Origin of the sequence: Rahnella ecdela (assembly GCF_019049625.1) — a bacterium.
Taxonomy (GTDB): Bacteria; Pseudomonadota; Gammaproteobacteria; order Enterobacterales; family Enterobacteriaceae; genus Rahnella; species Rahnella ecdela.
Genome location: NZ_JAFMOY010000126.1, coordinates 59144 through 84595 on the forward strand (window position 1 = coordinate 59144; position 25452 = coordinate 84595).

Annotated in this window: 21 protein-coding genes; 5 read left to right on the forward strand and 16 right to left on the reverse strand. The window is 52.8% G+C overall.

The window, feature by feature from the left end; genetic code table 11:
- Positions 1 to 604 precede the first annotated feature (604 nt).
- Positions 605 to 2944 (reverse strand): aerobic respiration two-component sensor histidine kinase ArcB, encoded by a 2340-nt coding sequence (arcB, locus tag J1784_RS12845; protein ID WP_217149556.1) that lies wholly within the window; start codon positions 2942 to 2944, stop codon positions 605 to 607.
- A gap of 871 nt (positions 2945 to 3815) precedes the next feature.
- On the opposite strand from arcB, the gene gltB reads away from it, so the two are divergent.
- Both gltB and J1784_RS12855 read left to right on the forward strand, forming a co-directional pair.
- Positions 3816 to 8273 carry a glutamate synthase large subunit gene (gene gltB / locus J1784_RS12850; protein WP_217149557.1) on the forward strand — a complete coding sequence of 1486 codons (4458 nt, stop codon included), beginning with the start codon at positions 3816 to 3818 and terminating at the stop codon, positions 8271 to 8273.
- A 9-nt stretch (positions 8274 to 8282) separates the two neighbouring features.
- Complete coding sequence (locus J1784_RS12855) at positions 8283 to 9701, forward strand: glutamate synthase small subunit (RefSeq protein WP_217149558.1); 1419 nt, start codon at positions 8283 to 8285, stop codon at positions 9699 to 9701.
- Between the two features lie 51 nt (positions 9702 to 9752).
- Here the strand turns inward: J1784_RS12855 and nanK are convergent, their stop codons facing one another.
- From nanK to zapE, 10 genes are all read right to left on the reverse strand, one after another.
- Complete coding sequence (nanK, locus tag J1784_RS12860; protein WP_217149559.1) at positions 9753 to 10643, reverse strand: N-acetylmannosamine kinase; 891 nt, start codon at positions 10641 to 10643, stop codon at positions 9753 to 9755.
- Positions 10640 to 11329 (reverse strand): N-acetylmannosamine-6-phosphate 2-epimerase, encoded by a 690-nt coding sequence (locus J1784_RS12865; protein WP_217149560.1) that lies wholly within the window; start codon positions 11327 to 11329, stop codon positions 10640 to 10642. The genes nanK and J1784_RS12865 overlap by 4 nt, the downstream gene beginning before the upstream one ends.
- 18 nt (positions 11330 to 11347) lie before the next feature.
- The gene (locus J1784_RS12870; RefSeq protein ID WP_217149561.1) at positions 11348 to 12841 is read right to left on the reverse strand and encodes an MFS transporter; all 1494 of its coding nucleotides are present in this window, start codon (positions 12839 to 12841) and stop codon (positions 11348 to 11350) included.
- Between the two features lie 88 nt (positions 12842 to 12929).
- Positions 12930 to 13829 (reverse strand): N-acetylneuraminate lyase, encoded by a 900-nt coding sequence (nanA, locus tag J1784_RS12875; RefSeq protein WP_217149562.1) that lies wholly within the window; start codon positions 13827 to 13829, stop codon positions 12930 to 12932.
- Positions 13830 to 14010: 181 nt separating this feature from the next.
- Entirely contained in the window at positions 14011 to 14793 is a 783-nt protein-coding gene (locus J1784_RS12880; protein WP_217149563.1) for a transcriptional regulator NanR, read from the reverse strand.
- A gap of 164 nt (positions 14794 to 14957) precedes the next feature.
- Positions 14958 to 15452 (reverse strand): ClpXP protease specificity-enhancing factor, encoded by a 495-nt coding sequence (gene sspB, locus J1784_RS12885; RefSeq protein WP_013577236.1) that lies wholly within the window; start codon positions 15450 to 15452, stop codon positions 14958 to 14960.
- Positions 15453 to 15455: 3 nt separating this feature from the next.
- Positions 15456 to 16097 carry a stringent starvation protein SspA gene (gene sspA, locus J1784_RS12890; protein WP_120508371.1) on the reverse strand — a complete coding sequence of 214 codons (642 nt, stop codon included), beginning with the start codon at positions 16095 to 16097 and terminating at the stop codon, positions 15456 to 15458.
- Positions 16098 to 16430: 333 nt separating this feature from the next.
- A complete protein-coding gene (gene rpsI, locus J1784_RS12895; protein ID WP_013577238.1) occupies positions 16431 to 16823 on the reverse strand; it encodes a 30S ribosomal protein S9 in 393 nt (130 codons plus the stop codon).
- A 16-nt stretch (positions 16824 to 16839) separates the two neighbouring features.
- On the reverse strand, positions 16840 to 17268 hold the full coding sequence (gene rplM, locus J1784_RS12900; RefSeq protein ID WP_013577239.1) for a 50S ribosomal protein L13: 429 nt from the start codon (positions 17266 to 17268) through the stop codon (positions 16840 to 16842).
- Between the two features lie 319 nt (positions 17269 to 17587).
- Entirely contained in the window at positions 17588 to 18724 is a 1137-nt protein-coding gene (zapE, locus tag J1784_RS12905) for a cell division protein ZapE (protein ID WP_217149674.1), read from the reverse strand.
- Positions 18725 to 19009: 285 nt separating this feature from the next.
- On the opposite strand from zapE, the gene zapG reads away from it, so the two are divergent.
- The 3 genes from zapG (at position 19010) to degS (ending at position 22087) form a co-directional block, all read left to right on the forward strand.
- Positions 19010 to 19411: a Z-ring associated protein ZapG gene (gene zapG / locus J1784_RS12910; RefSeq protein ID WP_013577242.1), complete on the forward strand. Its 402-nt coding sequence runs from the start codon at positions 19010 to 19012 to the stop codon at positions 19409 to 19411.
- Positions 19412 to 19564: 153 nt separating this feature from the next.
- Complete coding sequence (gene degQ / locus J1784_RS12915) at positions 19565 to 20932, forward strand: serine endoprotease DegQ (RefSeq protein WP_217149675.1); 1368 nt, start codon at positions 19565 to 19567, stop codon at positions 20930 to 20932.
- Positions 20933 to 21019: 87 nt separating this feature from the next.
- Entirely contained in the window at positions 21020 to 22087 is a 1068-nt protein-coding gene (gene degS / locus J1784_RS12920; protein ID WP_112288380.1) for an outer membrane-stress sensor serine endopeptidase DegS, read from the forward strand.
- 76 nt (positions 22088 to 22163) lie between these two features.
- Here degS and murA read toward each other — a convergent pair whose 3' ends face one another.
- The 5 genes from murA to mlaD all read right to left on the reverse strand — a co-directional run bounded on the left by murA (position 22164) and on the right by mlaD (position 25449).
- Positions 22164 to 23423, reverse strand: coding sequence for a UDP-N-acetylglucosamine 1-carboxyvinyltransferase (murA, locus tag J1784_RS12925; protein WP_217149564.1), 1260 nt, complete (start codon positions 23421 to 23423; stop codon positions 22164 to 22166).
- Between the two features lie 67 nt (positions 23424 to 23490).
- Positions 23491 to 23745 carry a BolA family iron metabolism protein IbaG gene (ibaG, locus tag J1784_RS12930; protein ID WP_120131592.1) on the reverse strand — a complete coding sequence of 85 codons (255 nt, stop codon included), beginning with the start codon at positions 23743 to 23745 and terminating at the stop codon, positions 23491 to 23493.
- A gap of 173 nt (positions 23746 to 23918) precedes the next feature.
- Positions 23919 to 24212: a lipid asymmetry maintenance protein MlaB gene (mlaB, locus tag J1784_RS12935; RefSeq protein WP_217149565.1), complete on the reverse strand. Its 294-nt coding sequence runs from the start codon at positions 24210 to 24212 to the stop codon at positions 23919 to 23921.
- Complete coding sequence (gene mlaC, locus J1784_RS12940) at positions 24209 to 24841, reverse strand: phospholipid-binding protein MlaC (protein ID WP_217149566.1); 633 nt, start codon at positions 24839 to 24841, stop codon at positions 24209 to 24211. The genes mlaB and mlaC overlap by 4 nt, the downstream gene beginning before the upstream one ends.
- A 41-nt stretch (positions 24842 to 24882) precedes the next feature.
- A complete protein-coding gene (gene mlaD, locus J1784_RS12945; RefSeq protein WP_120162159.1) occupies positions 24883 to 25449 on the reverse strand; it encodes an outer membrane lipid asymmetry maintenance protein MlaD in 567 nt (188 codons plus the stop codon).
- Between the last annotated feature and the right edge of the window lie 3 nt (positions 25450 to 25452).

Below are 25452 nucleotides of genomic sequence, written 5' to 3' on the forward strand. Positions count from 1 at the left end.
AGTGAATAAATTCTCATCGATTATTCCATGACTAACGAACAACCTAAGTCAAATCCGGCACCTGTAAACCATAACAAATCAGCAGCGAGTACGTCTTTTTGTCAGACAAAATGCGCACTGACCTAAGTGAAATTTTTTCATTTAAAATAAATTTTAGATCTCTTTTAGCCCTGAAAAAGCCATTTTGCTAAAAATCGTGCATAAACGATGAATTACAGTAACTTGCCAGTGATTTTGCATTTTATAGAACCGGTTTCATAACCGTATGTGTTGCAAAGTCACAGGCTGATGAGTCTATGATTATTCACTTCCATAAGCAAAATTGCATGTCGCCAATACAACATCAACATGCTTCATTTGTATTCTGTCAAAAATCCTGCGATAAAGGCTTGATGTTTTGTATAGACAAAGACTAATCTACATCACAGTTTTTAATGAATGTTGTAACAGTTCTGCTTATATTTGTTATGTTGATTGCTACAGGATGTATTAGACTTTAAGACTGAATTCCAAGACCTGCGAAAACCGAACCCTAAAAACTATCGTGGGTTACCTCTTTCCCTGGTGTTGGCGCAGTATTCGCGCACCCCGGCCTCGGCTGGGGTTATTTTTTTTCAGCGTTTGCCGTCCAGTCACGTAAAACTTTGATGTCATTACGCCATTCTGCCTTCAGCTCATCAATCCATTCCTGAACGTTGTCCCACCATGCCGGCAGTGTCGGGGTCTGGATCTGTTGCGCCAGCTGCTGCAAATGTTTCAGGCCAACAGAACCCGCAGCGCCTTTGATTTTGTGACCTTCTTCTGCGATGCCCTTTTGGTCGCGCGCCGTCATGTTGGAATCAAGCACCGCCAGATAACCCGGCATCATCTTTTCAAACATATCTGCACTCTGATAAATCAGTTTCGCACCAACCAGGTCGATATACTGCTCAAGCATGGCGGTATCAAGCAACGTTTCGCTGTCTTTCATCACTACAGGCTCCTTTTCAGAAACGGAAATTTCAGGCTGATGATCCCAAAACTGCTGGATCATCGCAGTCAGCGCGGAAACAGACAGCGGCTTGCTCAGCACGTCGTCCATTCCTGCCTCAAGATATTCTTTTTTGTCTTTGAGCACGTTGGCCGTCAGCGCAATCAGTGGCGGCAAATGCTTACCGGCGTAATCCGTGCGTAACTTGCGGGCAATATCCAGACCTGTCATGTCCGGCAACTGAATATCCAGCAACACCAGATCAAACTCGTCAGGATCAAACATCTCCAGTGCATCGTGTCCGTTCATCGCCACTTCGACGCTGTTACCCAGCTTCTCCAGCACCGAACGTGCCACGATGACGTTCAGCTCGATATCTTCCACCAGCAGCACATGCAGCGCAGGCAGTGGCATATCTTCTTCTTCGTCTAGCTGTTCGTCTGGCGCATCCAGTTTAGGTGCGCGCACGGTGAGCGTGAAGCTCGAACCCTGCCCCGGCACACTGCTGACGGTAATGTCACCGCCCATCGTTTGTGCCAGACGTTTTGATACCGCCAGGCCGATGCCCGTACCGGTCGCTGGTTTGCCGCCATTCTGGTCTTTCACCTGATAATACATGGCGAAAATTTTATCCTGTTCGTCCTGCGGGATGCCCATTCCGGAATCGCGCACCACAAAACGCAGCATATCGTTCGGTTCGTAATGTACGCTCAGGACAATTTCGCCTTCACGGGTGAACTTGACCGCATTACCAATCAGATTCCACAGGATTTGGCGCAAACGTGTACCGTCGGTGGTGATACTGCGTGGCAGCGGCAGATCCGGTTCCATCACAAATTTCAGCCCTTTCGGCTGTGCCAGCAAGCCGGAGAGGTTTTCCAGATCTGACAGGAATTCAGTGAAATCCACCGGCTGATTATCGAGCTGCACTTTGCGGCGCTCGATTTTGTCCATTTCGATAATGTCGTTGAAGATATTGCCGAGTGTGATTGCGCTGACGTGAATGGTTTTCAGATAGCTGTGCTGTTCTTTGTCCAGCTCAGTATCGAGCAGAATTCGGCTCAGCCCGACAATCCCGTTAAGCGGCGTACGCAGTTCGTGGCTGATCGTGGAGATGAAAGTGGTTTTCTCACGGCTGGCATTCTCTAACGCGTCCTGATAACGCTTGCGTTCGGTAATATCGCGCCCGAAGCCCATCAGGCCATGTCGTTTACCAATCCGGTCATAGAACGGCACTTTGCGTAGCTCAAAGCAGGCTTTCCGGCCATCCGGATACACCAGCCATTGTTCGTACGTCAGGGAAACGTTGTGGCGGAACACTTTCTCGTCGGTTTCGACCACTTTCTCAGCGATGTCCGGGGTATAAACATCATCCGGGGTCAGGCCGATCAGTTGTTTTTCACTTTTACCTGTCAGCAACTCCATCGCCCGGTTACAGCCGGAGAATTCTTTGTCTTCGTTGCGGTAATAGACCAGATCCGGCGAGGCATCGAGGAAAGAGCGTAATAATGCAGATTGCTGGCTCAGTTCGATCTGCGCCTGTTCGCGGTGCTGCATTTCCAGTTTCAGTTTATCAACCACTGCCAGACGCGCTTCTTCCGCTTTCACGCGGTCGGCGATTTCCTGATTCAGTTGCGTAATATTGTCTTTGAGCTGCTGATTCAGTTCGAGGTCACGATGGCGCATCTCTTCCAGTTTATCGACCAGTCGTGCTAAACGCTGGCGCGACTCTTCGAGCTGTTCGACCACCACCGACAGGAAGTACACCGCCCAGGGCGTAATCAGCAAACCAAAGAAAATGGAACGAACGACGTCGATACTTTCAACCTGCCCGCGCAGGAGCATGGTGACCGCCATCTGGACGATCATCGCCAGCACCACCAGCGCAGATGCCAGCAGCAGTGAGAATCTCACTAACCCCAGCTTGACCATCAGATCGACATAATACTGCGCTAAAACCCGGATTTGCTTCATAACGGTTCCCTTAAAACGAAGACGTCTGAATCATACCGCAAAACCTCCCCTGCGTGATGGCGGGGTCATCATTGAGCATGAAGTTTGTGAGATGCACCGTACAAGGGCTGGTCATGGTGCAATGCAGGAAATAAGGGCAGAGTTATTGACTATTTTGCAGGGTGATATTATTAATATCGACCGGCTTTATCAGGCTGATAAAGTTGCCAAATGCCCTGTGGCTAACATCTTTTCCTTTAATCCTCCGAATTCTTTCATTCTCGGCGCCTTTAGCGCAGGCATAACTATTCATTATTACTGCAAATAAAGTCATTCCCGGTGATATGAATAATTCTTATTACTCACACCGTTCAGACACATTATTACTGTCAGGTTAAAAACAGTGACAAACCGCATGCCCGCAGACTTTTCCAGTATAAAATACTGGTAAATAAGCACCTGCCAGCACGGTGCGGAGATCTGGAGCTTTCCCTATAGTGAGTCAGCTCACACTTTGCACGCTTTACCACACCGATATTATGCCATTAAAAACGTTAATTAATTTTTAGATATCAATTAGTTAATGTCTTTTATATCACTTTTAATATAAGTTAATTCGCCATTTGACCTGATGGTGCTTTCTCGCTAAGTTGGGAGTCCGCTGGAAGCAATCTCGACGGGTGAGCAACTCGTCATATTTATGCAGTAATTGAAGACTCCCTCATTAAAACAAGTCAACCACCACTTGTGAGAACCATCACGAGAGGCCTTTGACGGAGATGTCCGGGCAATCAACGCACCGCAAGAGTGCGCGAAATTGCGGACAAACTCTGTGAATAAGACCGCTCGCGATTGGTGTGAGAGTCTCGCAGAGCCTGGGGAGGTTCACGTTATGTTGTACGATAAATCCCAAGAGAGGGACAACTGTGGTTTCGGCCTGATCGCCCATATAGAAGGCGAACCTAGCCATAAGGTCGTGCGTACTGCAATTCACGCACTGGCCCGTATGCAACACCGTGGCGCGATCCTTGCTGACGGCAAGACCGGCGACGGCTGTGGCCTTCATCTGCAAAAACCTGACCGCTTCTTCCGCATGATTGCCGAAGAACGTGGCTGGCGTCTGGCGAAAAACTACGCCGTGGGCATGCTGTTCCTCAGCAAAGATGAAAAAGAAGCTGAGGCGAGCCGCCGCATTGTAGAAGAAGAATTGCAAAACGAGACGCTGTCCGTGGTGGGCTGGCGTGACGTTCCGACCAATCCGGACGTACTCGGTGAAATCGCGCTTTCCTCCCTGCCTCGTATCGAACAAATTTTTGTCAACGCGCCTGCCGGATGGCGTCCGCGTGACATGGAGCGCCGCCTGTATATGGCGCGCCGCCGCATTGAGAAACGCATTCAGGATAAAGATTTCTATGTGTGCAGCTTCTCCAACGTGGTCACGATCTATAAAGGTCTGTGTATGCCTGCGGATCTGCCCCGCTTCTATTTAGACCTGGCGGACTTGCGTCTGGAATCAGCGATTTGCCTGTTCCACCAGCGTTTCTCGACCAACACCGTTCCGCGCTGGCAACTGGCTCAGCCTTTCCGCTATCTGGCGCACAACGGCGAAATCAACACCATCACCGGTAACCGTCAGTGGGCGCGTGCCCGTGCGTATAAATTCAAAACGCCGCTGATCCCGGATCTGCAAGACGCTTCGCCATTTGTTAATGAAACCGGCTCTGACTCAAGCTCGCTGGATAACATGCTGGAACTGTTCCTGGCGGGCGGGATGGATTTGCTGCGCGCCATGCGTTTATTGGTTCCGCCAGCCTGGCAGCAAAACCCGGACATGGACGACGATCTGCGCGCGTTCTTCGATTTCAACTCCATGCACATGGAGCCGTGGGACGGTCCGGCCGGTATCGTGATGTCAGACGGTCGTTATGCAGCGTGTAACCTCGACCGTAACGGTCTGCGCCCTGCGCGTTATGTCATCACTAAAGATAAGTTGATCACCTGTGCATCTGAAGTCGGGATTTGGGATTACCAGCCTGATGAAGTGGTCGAAAAAGGCCGCGTCGGACCTGGCGAACTGATGGTGATCGACACCCGCAGCGGCAAGATCCACCACTCAGCGGAAACCGATAACGACCTGAAAGGCCGCCATCCTTATAAGCAATGGATGGAGAAAAACGTTCAGCGTCTGGTGCCGTTCGAAGACCTGCCGGAAGACCAGGTCGGCAGCCGCGAGATGGAAGATACCTTACTGGAAACTTTCCAGAAGCAGTTCGGCTACAGCAGCGAAGAACTCGATCAAATCATCCGCGTACTGGGTGAAAACGGTCAGGAAGCCGTCGGCTCAATGGGCGATGACACACCATTCGCCGTGCTTTCCAGCCGTCCGCGTATTGTTTATGACTACTTCCGCCAGCAGTTTGCGCAGGTCACCAACCCGCCAATCGATCCGCTGCGTGAAGCCCACGTGATGTCCCTGGCGACCAGCATTGGCCGCGAGATGAATGTGTTCTGCGAAGCCGAAGGGCAGGCGCACCGTCTGAGCTTCAAATCGCCAATCCTGCTGTGGTCTGACTTTAAACAGCTCACCACGCTCGACAGCAAACACTATCGCGCTGAAACACTGGATCTGACCTACGATCCGACCGAACAAAATATGGAGCAGTTCGTCCAGAAACTCTGTGACGAAGGCGAACAGAAAGTGCGTAACGGCGCGGTTCTGCTGGTGCTGTCTGACCGCAATATTGCCCCGAACCGCCTGCCGCTGCCTGCACCTATGGCCGTCGGCGCGCTGCAACTGCGTCTGGTTGAGAAAAGCCTGCGCTGCGATGCCAATATCATTGTTGAAACCGCCAGCGCCCGTGACCCCCACCATTTCGCCGTACTGATTGGTTTCGGTGCGACGGCGGTTTACCCGTATCTGGCCTACGAAACGCTGGCCAAACTGGTCGATACGCAGGTTATCGAGAAGAAATACCGTGAAGTGATGCTGAACTACCGTAACGGCATCAACAAAGGTCTTTACAAGATCATGTCCAAAATGGGCATCTCGACGGTCGCCTCTTACCGCTGCTCCAAACTGTTTGAAGCGGTCGGTCTGGCGAAGGATCTGTGCAATACCTGTTTCAATGGCGTGGTCAGCCGTATCGGCGGTGCCGGTTACAGCGATTTCGAACAGGATTTACTGAATCTGTCCAAACGCGCGTGGCTGAAACGCAAGACGCTGGATCAGGGAGGTCTGCTGAAATTTGTCCACGGTGGCGAATATCACTCTTACAACCCGGACGTGGTTACCACACTGCAAACCGCAGTGAATAGCGGTGATTACGACGATTATAAAAAGTACGCCAAACTGGTTAACGAACGCCCGGTCGCCACACTGCGTGACCTGCTGAAAGTGACACCAAAAGGTCAGCCGATCCCTGTTGATCAGGTTGAACCAGCGGAAGGTTTGTATACCCGCTTCGATACGGCAGCGATGTCTATCGGTGCGTTAAGCCCGGAAGCACATGAGTCTCTGGCTGAAGCGATGAACAGCATCGGTGGTCGTTCAAACTCCGGCGAAGGCGGCGAAGATCCTGCGCGTTACGGCACCAATAAAGTGTCCCGTATCAAACAGGTGGCTTCCGGCCGTTTCGGTGTGACACCGGCATATCTGGTCAATGCTGACGTTATTCAGATCAAAGTCGCACAGGGTGCAAAACCAGGTGAAGGTGGTCAGTTGCCGGGTGACAAAGTGACGCCGTACATCGCGAAGCTGCGTTATTCCGTGCCGGGTGTCACTCTGATTTCTCCACCGCCACACCACGATATTTATTCTATCGAGGATCTGGCGCAGCTGATTTTCGACCTGAAACAGGTCAACCCAAAAGCGATGATTTCGGTGAAACTGGTTTCTGAACCGGGCGTCGGTACTATCGCTGTCGGCGTGGCGAAAGCCTATGCGGACCTTATCACTATCGCCGGCTACGATGGCGGCACCGGCGCAAGCCCGCTGTCTTCGGTGAAATACGCCGGTTGTCCGTGGGAACTGGGTCTGGTAGAAACACAACAGGCACTGGTCGCCAACGGCCTGCGTCACAAAATCCGTCTGCAGGTGGATGGCGGCCTGAAAACGGGCCTCGACATCATCAAGGCCGCGATTCTGGGTGCAGAAAGCTTCGGTTTCGGTACCGGTCCGATGGTCGCGCTGGGTTGTAAATACCTGCGTATTTGTCACCTGAACAACTGCGCAACGGGCGTGGCAACTCAGGATGACAAACTGCGTCGCAACCACTATCACGGCCTGCCAGAACGTGTGGTGAACTACTTTAAGTTCATCACTCAGGAAACCCGTGAAATCATGGCCGAACTGGGCGTCAGCCAGCTGGTGGACTTGATTGGTCGTACCGATCTGCTGACTGAGCTGGACGGTTTCACTGCCAAGCAAAACAATCTCGACCTCTCTGCGATGCTGGCGACTGCCACACCGCATGAAGGCAAAGCGGTGTACTGCACCGAAAGCAACCCGGCGTTTGATAAGGGTCAGCTGAACAAAGACATTCTGGAGCAGGCTGCTCCGCACATTGAGTCCAAGCAGAGCAAAGCGTTCTACTTTGATATCCGCAACACTGACCGCTCCGTTGGCGCAATGTTGTCCGGTGCAATTGCTGAGAAACATGGCGATCAGGGTATGGCGGCCGATCCGGTGCGAATTAACTTCAACGGCACCGCAGGCCAGAGCTTCGGCGTCTGGAACGCAGGCGGCGTAGATTTAATGCTGACCGGCGACGCGAACGACTACGTGGGCAAAGGCATGGCCGGTGGCCGTATTGCTATCCGTCCGCCAATCGGTTCAGCGTTCCGCAGCCACGAAGCCAGCATTATCGGTAACACCTGTCTGTACGGCGCAACCGGCGGCAAGTTGTTTGCAGCGGGTCGTGCGGGTGAACGTTTCGCGGTGCGTAACTCCGGTGCTATCACCGTAGTCGAAGGTATCGGCGATAACGGTTGTGAATACATGACCGGCGGCATTGTTTGTGTTCTTGGCCGTACCGGCGTCAACTTCGGCGCAGGCATGACCGGTGGCTTCGCCTATGTTCTTGATGAAGACGGCGAATTCCGCAAACGCGTTAACCCGGAACTGGTTGAAGTCCTGGAAGTGGCCGAACTGGCTATCCATGAAGAGCATCTGCGCGGTTTGATCATCGAACACGTACAGTTGACCGCATCGACCCGTGGTGAAGAGATTTTGGCGAACTGGCCGGAATGGGCGCCTAAATTTGCCCTGGTAAAACCGAAGTCCAGTGATGTCAAAGCATTGTTGGGTCACCGTAGTCGTTCCGCAGCTGAGCTGCGGGTACAAGCGCAGTAAGAGGTTAAGATGAGTCAAAACGTTTATCAATTTGTCGACTTACAGCGTGTTGATCCGCCTAAAAAAGCGCTGAAGATCCGTAAAATTGAGTTTGTGGAAATTTACGAGCCGTTCTCAGCAACTCAGGCCGCATCGCAGGCAGACCGCTGTCTGTCCTGTGGTAATCCTTACTGCGAATGGAAATGTCCGGTTCACAACTACATTCCGAACTGGCTGAAGCTGGCGAACGAAGGTCGCATCATGGAAGCCGCCGACCTCGCGCACCAGACCAACAGCCTGCCGGAAGTTTGCGGGCGCGTCTGCCCGCAGGATCGTCTGTGCGAAGGTTCCTGTACCCTGAACGATGAATTCGGTGCGGTGACCATCGGTAACATCGAGCGCTATATCAATGATAAAGCCATCGAAATGGGCTGGCGTCCGGATATGTCTCACGTACAGCCAACCGGCAAACGTGTGGCAATCATCGGCGCAGGTCCGGCAGGTCTGGCCTGTGCGGATGTCCTGACCCGTAACGGTGTGAAAGCAGTGGTTTACGATCGCCATCCGGAAATCGGCGGCCTGCTGACTTTCGGTATCCCGGCCTTCAAGCTGGAAAAATCGGTGATGACCAAGCGTCGCGAAATCTTCACTGAGATGGGTATCGAATTCCAGCTCAATACCGAAGTCGGCAAAGACATCACAATTGATGCGCTGCTGGCGGAATACGATTCTGTGTTCCTCGGCGTCGGGACATATCAGTCCATGCGCGGTGGCTTGCTGAATGAAGATGCGCCAGGCGTTTACGATGCCCTGCCGTTCCTCATCGCCAACACCAAGCAACTGATGGGCTACGATGACAGTCAGGAAGAGCCTTTTGTGACGATGGATAAAAAGCGCGTCGTGGTACTGGGCGGTGGTGACACCGCGATGGACTGCGTGCGTACTTCAATCCGTCAGGGCGCAACCCATGTGACCTGTGCGTACCGTCGTGACGAAGAAAACATGCCGGGTTCACGTCGTGAAGTGAAGAATGCGCGCGAAGAAGGTGTGGATTTCAAATTCAACCTGCAACCGCTGAGTATCGAACTGAACGATTCAGGTCGCGTGTGTGGCGTACGTATGGCGCGTACCGAACTGGGCGCACCGGATGCTCATGGCCGTCGTCGTGCTGAAATCGTGGCCGGTTCCGAACATGTGATGGAAGCTGATGCTGTCGTTATGGCGTTTGGTTTCCGCCCTCACAAAATGGAATGGCTGGCAGCCCACGACGTTGAGCTGGACTCTCAGGGACGCATCCTTGCCCCTGAAGGCAGCGACAACGCTTTCCAGACCAGCAACCCGAAAATCTTCGCCGGTGGCGATGCGGTTCGCGGATCTGATCTGGTGGTCACGGCGATTGCCGAAGGTCGTAAAGCGGCAGAAGGCATCATGAACTTCCTCGAAGTCTGATCCGTTCTGTCATGAAAACGGGGCTGCCAGCGATGGTAGCCCCGTTGTTTTTTAAGCAGATTTATTCCAGAACGTCATATCCTGCGCCAGTAACGCCGCGCCCCGCAAACCGGCGTCATGCTGATGTTTTGCCATCAAAAGCGGTACGCGACAAACCTCAGGTTCTTCATTAAGAAACGTTTTAACCTGCCCTAAATAGCCTTCCGCCAGACCAATACTTCCGCCCATCACCACGCACTGACAATCGGTCGCCACTCTAATATCCGCTATCAACCGCGCCAGCACACGGGCAGAACGCTGTATCAGTTCTTGTGCCTGCAAATGCCCCGCTGCCGCATGAACAAAAATCTGTTTTGCCGTGCAACCGGCTAAATCGCCGCTTGCTGCGCTGGCCATCCCGCGTCCGGATGCTATCGCTTCAACGCAGCCCATACGGCCACAGCCGCAGCGTGGTCCGTGCGGATCCGCCAGCATATGACCGAAATGCCCCGCCAGCCCTTGCGTACCGGTCAGCAGCTTGCCGTTACTCACCATTCCGCCGCCGACGCCGGTCGAGACGGTGAGAAATACCATATCCGTTATATCGGCTGAAAGTGCGTGGTACTCAGCCCTGGCAGCCGCCTGTGCGTCGTTTACCGCCATACACGGGAGTTGCGTCAGACGCGAAATCACATCGACCAGAGGAAAATGGCTAAGTCCGCCGAGATTATCCGGATTCAGCGCTGTGAGAACCCCATGCCTGATGATCCCGGTAGAAGCGACCGCAACACGCTGCGCCTGTGAAACCAGCGGTGCGACCAGTTCAGCCAGCGCGGCCTGCAAAGCATCCTGTGTTTTGCTCGCGGGCGTGGGGATTTCCCTTCTTCCGCTGAGATTTAACGCGCTGTCTGCCAGTGCCGCCGCCAGTTTGGTGCCGCCAATATCGACAACCAGCGTGGTCATTTCGCGACCTTTACGATCTCATCCCGAAACCACTGGCAGACGTGCTCAAGACGGGTAATGGCAGAACCCACCGTCACCGCCCATGCCCCGAATTGCATTGCCTGAGCGGCCAGAGCTGGCGAGTTATAGCGCCCTTCGGCAATCACACGGCAACCTTCATCGCTGAGCGCTTTCACTAATTCAAAGTCAGGCTCTTGTGGCGTTTGCTCTGTGGTATAGCCGGATAATGTCGTGCCGATAATATCTGCCCCCATCCGGTGACATTTCAGGCCGTCTTCCTGTGAGGAACAATCAGCCATTGCCAGCAGCTGATGCTGATGAATTCGTGCCAGTAATTTTGCCACCGGCACTGGCCTTTCGCGCTCAGTGCCGTCAAAAGCAATAATGCTGGCTCCCGCTGCGGCCAGCGCATCAACGTCTTCCAGAAAAGGCGTGATACGCACCGGCGAGTCAGTAAGGTCACGTTTCATAATGCCGATGATCGGCACAGACACCAGAGCGTGTGTGGCTTTCAGGTTTTCGATACCCTCGATACGCAACGCCACCGCACCAGCCTGTTCTGCTGCCAGTGCCATCGCGGCCACAATCTCAGGCTTATCCAGCGGACTGCCCTGAACCGGCTGACAGGACACAATCAGTCCGCCAGCCTTTGCAATCTCTGCATCCAGTTTTTCAAGCAATGACATAAAAACTCCCTGCAAAATTCAGTTTCTGATCAATCCGTTTTTCGGATTTTCTGGCTTCGGTTTTTTCAGTGCACCGCTGAAAGGTTTGCCATCAATCGTGTCATGCGTGCGTAAGGCTTCAGGATGAACCCAGCGCTGAATGCGTGACGGCATATCCAGCCCGATCAACAAAATCACCACAAACGTCAGTCCGAAGGACAGTGAAGCCAGCGCAGTACCGAGATCCAGACGCTGGGCAATCGCCACCCCGATAACCGGTGCCAGTGCGCCACCCAGCGCACCGACGTTGTAGGTAAAGCCCAGTCCCGCCGCACGTTGTTCAGTATCGAAATAACCACCAATCAGTTTAGGCAGAATGCCGGAGATGCCCTGGCCTAACATTTGTTGCAGGAATAACAGTAAACCCAACACCCAGATATTTCCGCCGCCGATAGCAAATACCGGAATAATGAGCAGCTGCGAGGCCAGTAAGCTGTAAACGTAGGCTTTGCGCGTTCCCAGCCAGTCGCCGAGAAAGCCGCCCACACAGCAACCGACCGCTGCGCCAAAGCCGCTGAAGAACAGCACATGAGCCACCAGCGTCGGGGAATAGGCCAGTTCGGTTTTTAAGTAAGTCGGTAACAGCGCCTGAATCGGCCAGGAGTAAAGGAAAGCAAAGAAGACGACGACCATCAGTGTGACACCGGTCGGCCAGCGTTTACCGCTGCCCTGCACCATAAAGCTGATGAAAACAGCGGCGCAAACCAGCCCCAGAACAGCAATCACCGCAGCGCTGCCCACGTCCCCGGCGAAACAGAAATATAATGCAGCGGCTGCGATTATCGTCATACCGACGTTGATGACCCGATGCTTGCCGCGATAGAGGATATCCACCATGGTTCTGACTGGTTTCTTATGGGCAAACTTCGCCTGCCAGTCTTCCGCTTCCGGAATGTTTTTACGCAGCCAGAGGGCGAAAATAATCGGCAGGATGCCGATGAAAAACAACGCGCGCCAGCCCCATACCGGCACCACGACGCTGTAAACCTGCGCGGCAATCACGGCACCGACCGAGAAACCTGAAATCAGAAACCCGCTGGCTTTATTGCGTAAATGCTTTGGCCAGCTTTCGATGACATACGAGGCGCTTGAGCCGTATTCGCCCGCCATACCCATGCCGATAATCAGGCCTGCGAGGAACATCACCGTGAAATTGGGCGCAAAGCCGCAGGCGAGCGTCCCGACAGAAAACAGCACGATACTGGTGATCATCGCCAGTTTACGGCCATAACGGTCGCCCATCGCGCCAAGCAATAACCCGCCAAACCAGCGGGAAATAAACGCCGCAGAAATCAGACTTGCCGCCTGAACGCCGGTCAGGTCGAACTCGCTCTTAATTTCTGTCAGCACTAATGCGATCAGGACAAAATCAAAACCATCCAAAAGGTAGCCAATCCAGGCGGCCGAAAATGCTTTCCATTGCGGTTTAGTCAAATGGCGAAACCATGAGATCTGTCGGGCATTGTTACGCATAAATCACCCCCGGGCGGATTAGCATTAACCCACCCTTTGGTCAGGACTGATAAAGGATTATTGATGCCGGAAATCCCGGCATCCGGATTCAGAACGTGCTGCGTTCCACCTGAAGCTGCGTGGCCAGCGCCTTAAGGGCTGGCAGATATTGTTCATCCACCGGCGCAAAAGGTTTGCGGCACAGCGGCACGGCAACGATATCCATGTAATGCAGAATCGTTTTCAGTCCGCGGAATACGCCCGTTTTGATCAGCAAATCGATGACCTTGTTGCACTCACTTTGCAGATGCATGGCGCGCTGTATGTCCCCTTCCTGTACGGCTTTTTTGATGGCCATATAACGCCAGCCCATCACGTTGTACGTGCTGCCAATTCCGCCATCTGCCCCTGCCAGCAGGCCGGATGCAAAGATTTCGTCGTAACCGTTGTAAAGCACTAAATCAGGATGCGCACGGCGGATTTTTTCCATTTGATACAAATCGCCGGACGTTTGTTTAAGCGCACCCACGCCGGGCAGTTTGATCAGCGTGTCGATCTGATCCAGCGTAAGTTTCACGCCGCTAAGTGCCGGAATGTTGTAAACCACCATCGGCAGACCTTCGGCGGAATCCGTGACCGCGCGGTAGTGATCGCAGTGTTCATTAAAGCTGAAAGGATAGTAGAAAGGCGTCACTGCGGAGACGGCATCAAAGCCGTAACGGTGTGCGGCGGCGGCCAGCGTCTGGCTTTCACGGGTGCTGATGGCGCCGACATGGGCGATCAGTGTCACCTTTCCTTTGGCTTCTTCCGCCACGATTTCCAGCACCTGTTCGCGCTCCTGCAGGCTTTGCAGAAAAGCTTCACCGGTAGAACCGCCAATGTACAGGCCATCGATTCCCTGTTCGATATTGAAACGCACCAGACGGCGCAGGCTGTCGGTATCTACCTGTTGTTGCTGATTAAAAGGAGTGAGCAATGCCGGCATCACGCCCCGCAGATTCTGTTTCATAAACGCATCCTGGTTATTGGGTTTTGAGGAAATTCGATATACCTTTATACCTGTTATACCAGACCAAAAAACAAACACAATACAACTGAAGGTTCAGGATGTGATCCCGTTCATATGAAATAGTTATGGCTGATCAGAGGCGATCAAAAAGTATGCAGGGAAGATCTCAGTTCAGATCGGATTATTTCTTCGATCCGCGCTTAGGCTTTGCCGCGTAATACGCTGCGAACACACTTTTCAGATGAGTTTTCAGCGCCCCATCCGCGGCATCAGGATCACGCGCCCGGATAGCGTTGAAAATTGCGATGTGCTGTTGATAACTGACGTTGTTATGCGCGTGCAGTTCTTCCTGAGGGACGGAAGGACGCGCCGCAATCAGCCAGTCCAGCAAGGCCACATGCACGACCATGAAGATAGGATTGGCAGGAATTTCAGCCAGTTCGCGATGGAATTCGATATCGGAACGGATGAAGAGATCGTTGTCATCCAGCGACTGACTGTTCATTTCCAGCGCTTTGCCCAGACGGTCAATCTGTTCATCGGTGGCAAACTCGGCGGCGTAACGCACCAGGCTGGATTCGAAAAACATACGCAACTGTTCGAAATGGGCAATCCCTTCCGGACGCGCCAGAAAATCAGTAGCCACACCTGACAACTCACTGATGATGGTTTCAGCGGAAGGACGGGATACGCGGGCGCGCTCACCGTTGCTGATTTGCACCAGCCCTTTGCGTTTGAGTGCCGCCAGCGCTTCACGCACGGACGGACGGCCAACATTGAAGAACGTCATCAGCTCACGTTCGGACGGCAGTTGCTCTCCTTCGGCGAATTCACGCCTGCGGATCATCTGCTCCAGCTCCTCTTCCACCATCTCTGAAAGCTTTTTGCGCGCGAGCGGACGGCGACGCATTGCATGCCCGAAGGTGTCGCTGGTATCTGCCGGTTGTTCGTCGAATGTGCTCATAGCGTCGGGATCAGACCCTGTTTAATGGAAGGTGTGCGAATGATTTTTTGAATGATAACACAGCAAATCTGCACAGGCGAAAGGAGAGCCGCATGAATTCAGGGCAATAAAAAACCCCGCGAACATCGCAGGGTTTAAGCGTGAAACCGGGCTGAGGCGGGTTGTTACTTCACAACGCGCAATGCCGGGCGACCACCGCGTGGCGGAGTCGGCGGCTCATCATCCGGGTCTTCTTCAGCCACATCCGGCAAATCGCCATCAATGACTGACATGGTCGGCTCTGTCGGCTCATCCGCGCTCAGGTCACCGTCAAAGGCACCTTCAGCTTCATAAGCAGGCTCAGGTTCGAACATGGTACCGGCACCGTTTTCACGGGCATAAATCGCCAGAACTGCGGCAATCGGTACAAACACGTTACGCGGTACGCCACCAAAACGGGCGTTAAAGCGTACATCATCGTTACCCAGTTCGAGATTGCCGACAGCACGCGGCGCGACGTTCAGAACGATTTGTCCGTCACGCGCAAACTCCATCGGCACCATCACGCCAGGCATCGTCACGTCAACCACCAGATGCGGGGTTAACTGGTTGTCGAGCAACCAGTCATAAAAAGCCCGCAGCAGATAGGGTCGACGCGGAGACATGTCGGTCATCTCCATACCTTAACCTCGGGTATGCAAACGCATTTCGCGCTCTGCTTCGGTCAGGGAAGCCAGGAAAGCATCACGTTCGAAGACGCGGGTCATGTAGACTTTCAGCTCTTTAGAACCGGCACCTGACAGCTCAATGCCCAGCTGTGGCAAACGCCAAAGCAGCGGAGCCAGGTAGCAATCGACCAGGCTGAACTCTTCGCTTTTGAAGTAAGGCATGTACGAGAAGATTGGCGCAATTGCCAGCAGCTCTTCACGCAGTTGCTTACGCGCAGCATCCGCTTCAGTTGCAGAACCTTGCTCGATTTGACGCATCAGAGAATACCAGTCGTTTTCGATGCGGTGCATCATCAGACGGCTTTCACCACGGGCAACCGGATAAACCGGCATCAGCGGTGGATGCGGGAAACGCTCATCAAGATATTCCATGATGATGCGGGATTCGAACAGGGTCAGCTCACGATCAACCAGCGTAGGCACGGTGCGGTAAGGGTTGAGGTCAATAAGATCCTGCGGCAGGTGATCCATCTCAACCTGCTCGATCTCGACACTGACACCTTTTTCCGCCAGTACGATACGTACTTGATGGCTAAAAATGTCGGTCGGGCCGGAAAACAGCGTCATTACCGAACGTTTGTTGGCAGCGACAGCCATGAAAACCTCCAAGTTTATCTAGAATATTACAGCGAGTTATCGCCAGCCTGCAGTTTTTGTCCCGTAGTTTCATAGACAACCATCGGCAAGGCGAACCCAGCCAGGAAGCGCGGCAACGTCAACTGCTCGGCGAATAGGCACAAAAGTGTGTGATAGTTTACCAGATTTTACGCACGCTGTGGGGGACGGTGAGACGATTTCGTGGGGAATTGTGTGTCAGGAGATCATTTATCCTGCGATTGCTGATAAACAGACATAAAAAAACCCGGTGAAGCACCGGGTTTTTGACGCTGATTTTCGTGCCGAAGCACTGAGCTGCAAAGCAGCAGAAAATTAACGTTTGGAGAACTGAGGACGACGACGTGCTTTACGCAGACCGACTTTCTTACGTTCAACCTGACGAGCATCACGAGTAACGAAGCCAGCTTTACGCAGTTCGCCACGAAGATTTTCGTCATATTCCATCAGTGCACGGGTAATACCGTGACGGATAGCACCAGCTTGACCGGAGATACCACCACCTTTAACGGTGATGTACAGGTCAAATTTCTCAACCATGTCGACCAGTTCCAGTGGTTGACGAACTACCATGCGGGCAGTTTCACGACCAAAGTACTGTTCCAGGCTACGCTGGTTAATTACGATGTTACCACTACCCGGTTTGATGAAAACACGAGCGGCGGAGCTTTTGCGGCGACCAGTGCCGTAGTATTGATTTTCAGCCATTGCCTATAATCCCGAATTAAATGTCAAGAACTTGCGGTTGTTGCGCCGCATGAGTGTGCTCGTTACCCGCGTAAACTTTCATTTTACGGTACATTGCACGACCCAACGGGCCCTTTGGCAACATGCCTTTAACCGCGAGCTCGATCACGCGTTCAGGACGGCGAGCGATCATCTCTTCAAAGGTCGCTTGCTTGATACCACCGATGTGGCCGGTGTGATGGTAATAAATCTTGTCGTTACGCTTGTTGCCGGTTACAGCAACTTTTTCTGCGTTCAGAACGATGATGTAATCACCAGTATCAACGTGCGGAGTGTATTCCGCTTTATGTTTGCCACGCAGACGGCGAGCCAGTTCAGTGGCCAGGCGACCTAAGGTCTTGCCGGTAGCGTCAACTACGAACCAGTCACGTTGTACGGTTTCCGGTTTAGCTGTAAAAGTTTTCATTAAAAGCTTACCCAATTAAAGTTACACGTTGGCGAACACCCGAACGCTTACTTGTTTATAAAATAAGTATTTGAGGTTCACACGACCATCGTCCAGCAAACCTACCCCTTCGAATAGCCAATGCTGGCACTTATAAAGTTTCGGGAAAAAAACTTTGTAGTAACGTGGGGTCGCAAGATTATAGAGAAGTCTCCTGCAAAGATCGAACCCTTTTTCGACGAAAAGGAAGATTTCCTTCAGGACAGCAGAAGGGTTCGCCATGCAGGATGTACTGCGTGTTCTTATACCACGAACCGAACAAAAAATAATCAGTTAAAAATCACGGCAGATGCGGTCGCTTGAGGTATTCCTCACTTTGCATTTCCTGCAGACGCGACAGGCAGCGCTGATACTCGAATTTCAACCGTTCGCCCTGATAAATCTCAAACATCGGAGCCTCAGCAGAAACCACCAGTTTGACGTGGCGCTCATAAAACTCATCCACCAGCGCCAGAAAACGTCGCGCGGCATTTTCGTTATCCGCTTTCATCACCGGCACGTTGTGCAGCAGCACGCTGTGATAAATTTTTGAAAGCGCAATGTAGTCGAGCTGGCTGCGCGCCTCTTCACAAAGCGTATGGAATTCTATCGCCAGCACACCATCGACGGCAGCAATCGCCCGCATTGGCCGGTGATTCACTTCCAGCATGACAGCTTCAGTACCGGCCTCACCGCTGTGATTACCGGTCAGTTTTCCCAGCATATTTTGCATGGCCGCCGTCGTATCCGCGCCTCCCGGATCAAGCCATAGATTGGCCTGAGTCAGGGTACGCAGGCGGTAGTCAATCCCGGCGTCCACATTCAGGACATCGCAATGTTCTTTAATCAGATCGATAGCGGGCAGGAAACGCGCGCGTTGCAGGCCGTTCCGGTACAGCGAATCAGGCGGAATGTTGGACGTGGCGATCAACGTAATCCCGCGGGCGAACAGCGCCTGCAACAACGTCGCCAGCAGCATCGCATCGGTGATATCCGAGACAAAAAACTCATCGAAACACAGTACATCGGTTTCTGCTTTGAAACGGTCGGCGATCACTTCCAGCGGATCTTCCTGTCCCTGAAGTTCAGTCAGTTCTTCGTGAACACGCAGCATAAAGCGGTGAAAGTGCAGACGAAGCTTGCGCTCACCCGGCAGACTGTCGAAAAACAAATCCATTAGCCAGGTTTTACCGCGCCCTACTCCGCCCCACATATATAAGCCCTGAACAGGACGTTGTGTGGTTTTTGGCGCACTTTTGCCAAAAAGACGTCCGAGCAAGCCACCGCGGCTGGCCGGAGGTTCCGCCATTGGGCGGGAAGATAATGCCTGATAGATAGCATCGAGCTGGGCCACAGCCTGCTTCTGAACCGCGTCCGGCTGGAACTCGCCAGCATCAACGGCACTCTGATAAACGAAAAGTGGAGATTTGGGTTGCATCATAGTTAACGTCCCTGAGAAAAAAATTTTAAGTTTTTCACGTCGTTTCGCCGCTTTTTTGGGGTGGATTCGCCGCTTTTCCCGGCTGTCTGTGTGCGAAAAAACCATCAGACGGCAGCGATTTTCCCGGCAGGATTCCACTCTGACAAGGTTAACGGTTATAGTGGAGCTATTGCATGACGAATGCGTGTGACAATTACGTTAAAACCATTGTGTAAAAAAGTTAAGTCATAAAAGTTACGTGAAAAAGCCCTGCGGGACAACGAAGTCAAAATAGGAGTCATTATGACCTGGGAGTATGCACTCATTGGATTAGTGGTCGGTATCGCGATTGGTGCGGTAGCGATGCGCTTTGGTAATCGTAAATTACGTGATCAACAAGTCATGAAAAACGAACTGGAGAAAAGCAAAGCCGAACTCGACGAATATCGTCAGGAGCTGGTGGGGCATTTTGCCCGCAGCGCAGAGTTGCTTGATAACATGGCGACAGATTACCGTCAGCTTTATCAGCATATGGCCAAGAGCTCCAATAATCTGCTGCCTGATATGCCAGAGCAGGATAATCCGTTCAACTATCGCCTGACCGGTTCTGAAGCCGATAACGATCAGGTGCCGGTACAGATGCCACGTGATTATTCTGATGGCGCATCGGGTCTGCTGCGCGGCGAGCGTCCGGTTCGTAAATAACAGACGCTCCTGACCTGCATGACAATCGTTGTGCAGGTGTATTTACGGCACATGTTCCGCGCATGTGCCGTTTTCAAGACCCTCCCTTGCAGTAAATCATCGTTCTATTGTCCCTAACTGACGTCCCTTACAGAAAGCGAGAGAGTTATCGTGATGAAGAAAAAGTCATTTTTGCTCAGTGTGTTAGCTGTTAGCCTTGGATTAACTTTCGCTTCTGCGCCTATGGCGAATGCTGCTTTACCGACACAAGTTCAGGGACAACCGTTGCCAAGTCTGGCGCCTATGCTGGAGAAAGTTCTGCCAGCCGTCGTGGGCGTTCAGGTTTCCGGCACGCAGCCGCCAAGCGCGGATGTGCCACCGGAATATAAATTCTTCTTTGGTCAGCAAGATCCGGAGCCTAATCCGGGACCGCAGCCTTTTGAAGGGCTCGGCTCGGGCGTAATCATTGACGCAGCTAAGGGGTACGTGCTCACCAACAATCACGTGGTGAATAACGCCGATAAAATCAGCATACAGCTCAACGATGGTCGCGAATATAAAGCCAAACTCATCGGCAAAGACGACCAGTCTGACATCGCCGTCATCCAGCTGATCGATGCTAAGAACCTCACACAAATCACCATGGCCGATTCAGATAATCTGCGCGTGGGCGATTTTGCGGTCGCCGTGGGCAACCCGTTCGGGCTAGGCCAGACCGTGACGTCCGGCATTGTTTCCGCCCTCGGTCGCAGCGGCCTCAATCTTGAAGGGCTGGAAAACTTTATTCAGACTGATGCGTCGATTAACCGCGGCAACTCCGGCGGTGCTTTGCTCGATCTGAAAGGCGAACTGATTGGTATCAACACCGCCATTATTTCTTCTCAGGGTGGCAGCGTCGGTATCGGCTTCGCTATTCCGGTGAATATGGCGAAGAATCTCAGCCACCAGCTGATTGAATTCGGCGAAGTGAAGCGTGGCCTGCTGGGGATCCGTGGCAGTGAAATGACGCCGGAACTGGCACAGGCCTTTAAACTCGACAGCCAGCGCGGCGCTTTCGTCAACGAAGTGCTGCCTGATTCAGCGGCGGCAAAAGCCGGGATTAAATCAGGTGACGTGCTGGTCACCCTTCAGGGTAAAAAGCTGAACAGCTTTGCAGAATTACGCGCAAAAGTCGGCACCGCCGGTCCAGGCGTCACTATGCAGATTGGTTTGCTGCGCGACGGCAAACCGATGACCGTCAACGTCACGCTGGATAAGAGCCCGGCCGTGGAAGTCAGCATTGAGAAACTCAATCCTGCATTGCAGGGAGTGACGCTCAGTGATCCAACGGATAAAAACGCCAAAGGCGTGCATGTCGATGACGTGAAAAAAGGCACACCAGCCGACCAGATAGGTCTGGAAAAAGATGACGTAATCATCGGTGTAAACCGTGAACCGCTCGAAAATCTGGCCGCCTTCCGCAAAATTCTGGAAAGTAAACCTGACCTGATTGCGCTGAGCATTGTGCGTAAAGGGCAAAATATCTACTTATTCATGCCGTAAAGGGTTGAAAATCGGACGCAGATGCTGCTGCGTCCGATTAAGTCATGCTATTCTTCAGGCACTTTTCATCTCGCGTCCTATACACCCATGTTTGTTAAGTTATTGAGATCCGCTGTTATCGGCCTGATTGTTGCCGGCATTTTGCTGGCGGCGGTACCTATGCTGCGTAAAAACATCACAGACCCGCTGTTCGAACGCAATTTCACCCAAACCAGCGAAGAGCCTGTCAGCTATAACTCAGGCGTCCGTCACGCCGCGCCTGCCGTCGTGAACGTCTATAACCGCAACATGGGCAACAGTTCTCAAAACGAACTGGCCATTCGCACGCTGGGTTCCGGTGTAATCATGAATGACAACGGCTACATCCTGACCAACAAACACGTGATTAATAATGCTGACCAGATTATCGTGGCATTACAAGATGGCCGTGTATTTGAAGCGTTACTGGTCGGTTCTGACAGCCTGACTGACCTGGCCGTTCTCAAAATTAACGCCGGGAATTTGCCAGTGATCCCGATTAATTCACACCGCACTCCGCACGTGGGTGATGTCGTGATGGCGATTGGTAACCCGTATAATCTCGGGCAAACCGTCACACAGGGTATTATCAGCGCCACCGGCCGTATTGGCCTGAGCCCGTCCGGTCGCCAGAACTTCCTGCAAACGGACGCCTCTATCAACCAGGGTAACTCCGGCGGTGCGCTGGTGAACTCACTGGGTGAGCTGATGGGAATTAACACGCTGTCGTTTGACCAGAGTAATGACGGCGCGACGCCGGAAGGTATTGGCTTTGCGATCCCGACAGCGCTGGCGACAAAAGTGATGGGCAAGCTTATCCGTGATGGTCGCGTCATTCGCGGTTATATCGGCATCAGCGGCCGCGAGGTTTCTCCTCTGCACGGGCCGAATAGCGGACTGGATCGCATTCAGGGGATTGTGGTTAACGAAGTTACTCCGAACGGTCCGGCGGCGAATGCCGGTATGCAGGTGCGGGATGTGATTGTTAACGTGAATAATAAACCGGCCGTGTCCGCGATTGAGACAATGGACCAGGTGGCAGAAGTTCGCCCTGGTACGGTTATTCCGGTTAAAATCATCCGTGATGGTCAGCAACTGACCTTGCAGGTCACCGTGCAGGAATATCCTGATCACTGATAACCGTTGAACAAAAAACAAAAAAAAGCCGGAAAGGTCTCCCCTTCCGGCTTTTTTATTGCGTCAGGCGCAGGAATTACTCGCCTTTAAAACGCTCGATTTTTGCACCCAGCTGGCGCAATTTATCTTCGATGCGCTCATAGCCACGATCGATGTGATAAATACGGTCAACCACGGTTACGCCTTCTGCGATACAACCGGCAAGAACCAGACTGGCGGAAGCACGCAGATCAGTCGCCATCACCTGAGCGCCAGACAGTTTTTCAACGCCATGACAAATCAGAGTGCTGCCTTCGATTTCAGCGTGAGCGCCCATACGGATCAGCTCAGGAATATGCATGAAACGGTTTTCAAAGATAGTTTCGGTGATAACACCGGTACCTTCAGCCACCAGGTTCAGCAGGCTGAACTGTGCCTGCATGTCAGTCGGGAAGCCCGGATGCGGCGCAGTGCGGAACGTCACCGCTTTAGCACGTTTGCCATGCATGTCGAGACTGATCCAGTCTTCGCCCACTTCGATTTCTGCACCGGCTTCACGCAGTTTTGCCAGAACGGCATCCAGCGTATCTGGACGCGCTTCACGGCAGACAATTTTGCCACCAGAAATCGCCGCAGCCACCAGGAAAGTCCCAGTTTCGATACGGTCAGGAACCACACGATAAACACCGCCACCCAGACGTGCTACGCCTTCGATGGTGATTTTATCAGTGCCTGCGCCAGTAATTTTCGCGCCCAGTGTATTCAGGAAATTGGCAGTATCGACAATTTCCGGCTCACGCGCGGCGTTTTCAATTATGGTGGTGCCTTCGGCCAGGGTCGCTGCGCTCATGATGGTGACTGTCGCGCCAACGCTGACTTTATCCATCACGATGTGCGCGCCTTTCAGACGACCGTCTACGGACGCCTTCACGTAGCCTTCTTCAAGCACGATAGTCGCGCCCAGCTGCTCCAGACCGGTGATGTGCAGGTCAACAGGACGTGCGCCGATAGCACAGCCGCCCGGCAGGGAAACTTCGCCGCGGCCAAAACGCGCCACCAGCGGGCCCAGCGCCCAGATGGAGGCACGCATGGTTTTCACCAGATCGTATGGCGCACAGAACTCGTTCACCGCGCTGGCATCCACAAAGACCGAACCGTTACGTTCGATTTTGGTGCCCAGCTGGCTCAGCAGTTTGATGGTGGTATCGATATCTTTCAGGTGAGGAACGTTCTGGAGTTCAACGGGTTCTTCAGCAAGCAGTGCGGCAAACAAAATAGGAAGTGCTGCATTTTTTGCACCAGAGATAGTGACTTCGCCACTCAGACGAGTCCCACCCTGTACACGAAATTTATCCATTATGACTGCTCTCTATTCATTTAAACGACAGGTCAGATATGAGGAAGCTGCCGGAACTCCGGCAGTCTTATAAACCGCTCAGTTTACGGTCACGCGCCCATTCTTCAGGGGTATAAGCCTTGATAGACAGTGCGTGGATTCGGTTGTCGGCGATGTATTCCATCAGCGGGGCGTAAACGGTCTGCTGTTTTTTCACGCGGCTCATGCCATCAAACATCGCACCAACGACAATGGCCTGAAAATGGCTGCCATCGCCAGTAATGTGGGCTTCGTCCAGTGCCAATGCGTTCATCAGCACGTCTTTAATTTCATTCGTTTCCATAGGGGATCTATTCTTCTAAAGAATCATAACAGCCCGATATCTTATAGGGATCGGCGCAATTCTTAAACCACGAAAAAGCCCCTGAGCAAGAGTTTCGCACAGGGGCTTTGGAGAGAGTCGGGCAGCGGAACGTATTCAGCCGCCTAACTTACCGGAACTGCTGGCTTATTTGCTCAGGCAGCCGGAATGATGTCCTGCAAATTGTAGAGCGCAATCAGAGTATTCAGCCTGTCGGTGATACCGGCAATTGTCAGAGTAACGCCCTGCTGGCTGGCTTCTTCACGCAAATGCACTAACAGCGCCAGACCGGAAGAATCCACACGCTCCAGCCCGGACACATCCAGACAGGTAATCCCGGACATCAGCTTTTTGCGCGCATCCCACAGAGGGACCAGCGTTTCGCGATCCAGTTCACCGTGCAACGTCAGTCGCGGCGGCTGCGATACCCAGCGCAGTGCTTCACTCATTTTTTGTCCAGAGTAATCGGTTCTGCAGCCGCTTGTTTCAGACGTGCAGTCAGACCATCAATCCCTTTTTGACGCAGGATATCCGCCCATTCATTTTGCTTGGTCGAAATCATGCTGACGCCTTCTGCGATCATATCGTAAGCCTGCCATTCACCGGTACGGCTGTTTTTACGCCACTGGAAATCCAGACGCACTGGCGGACGACCGTTCGGATCGGTAATGGTCACGCGGATAGCAATGATGTCTTTATCTGCGTAAGACTGTTCCGGCTGCACGGTATAGCTCTGACCGTTGTACATGGCCAGCGCCTGGCCATAGGCCTGTTGCAGGTATTCAGAGAACGCTGCGAAATACGCATCACGCTGCGCAGGAGTCGCCTGTTGATAGTAGCGACCTAACACCAGCGCACCGGCATATTTAATCTGCACGTACGGCAGCAGTTCTTCACGAACGATCTGGCGCAGGTAGTTAGGATCCTGCTTGATTTTCGGCTGTTCGGTTTTGAGGCGGGTGAAGGTTTTGTTCGCCGCTTCATTCATTACGCTGTAAGGGTTGGTTTTATCAACCGCAGCATTCGCCAGCGGAGCCATAACCACCAGCAGTGCGGCGATCACTAAACGTTTAAACATAATCATTTCCTCTTTGATGGAGAATCCGTAGTTACAAGTTCTTAATGAGCAGCCGGTTGCGGAGCAGTGTTAGCGTCAGGCGCAGGGGCAGAATCGCCCGCGGGTGCTGCAGTCGCAGACCCTGCATCCGGATCCGCTTTACCGTCGCCGCTCTTATAAAGGAACTGGCCAATCAGGTCTTCGAGAACCAGCGCCGATTTGGTGTCCTGAATGACGCCACCGTTTTTAAGGATAGTCGTTCCCATGTCAGGGTCTTCAAAACCAATGTTCAGCGCCAGGAATTGCTCCCCCAGTAAACCCGAAGTGCGGATAGCCAGCGTGCTGGTGCTCGGGATCTGGTTGTACTTCTGGTCAATGTCCATTTCCACGCGTGGAGAATAGTTTTTATCAAGCGATATACTGCTGACACGCCCAATCACCACGCCGCCGACTTTGACCGGAGAACCACTTTTCAGGCCGCCGATATTGTCGAAGTCCGCAGAAATACGGTACGTCGGATCTGAGCCGATAGAACGGATGTCGGCCACTTTCAGACACAGGAATAACACCGCAATCAGTGCGATGATCAAAAATGCGCCTACCCAGATTTCACTCTTTTTCGTTTGCATGGT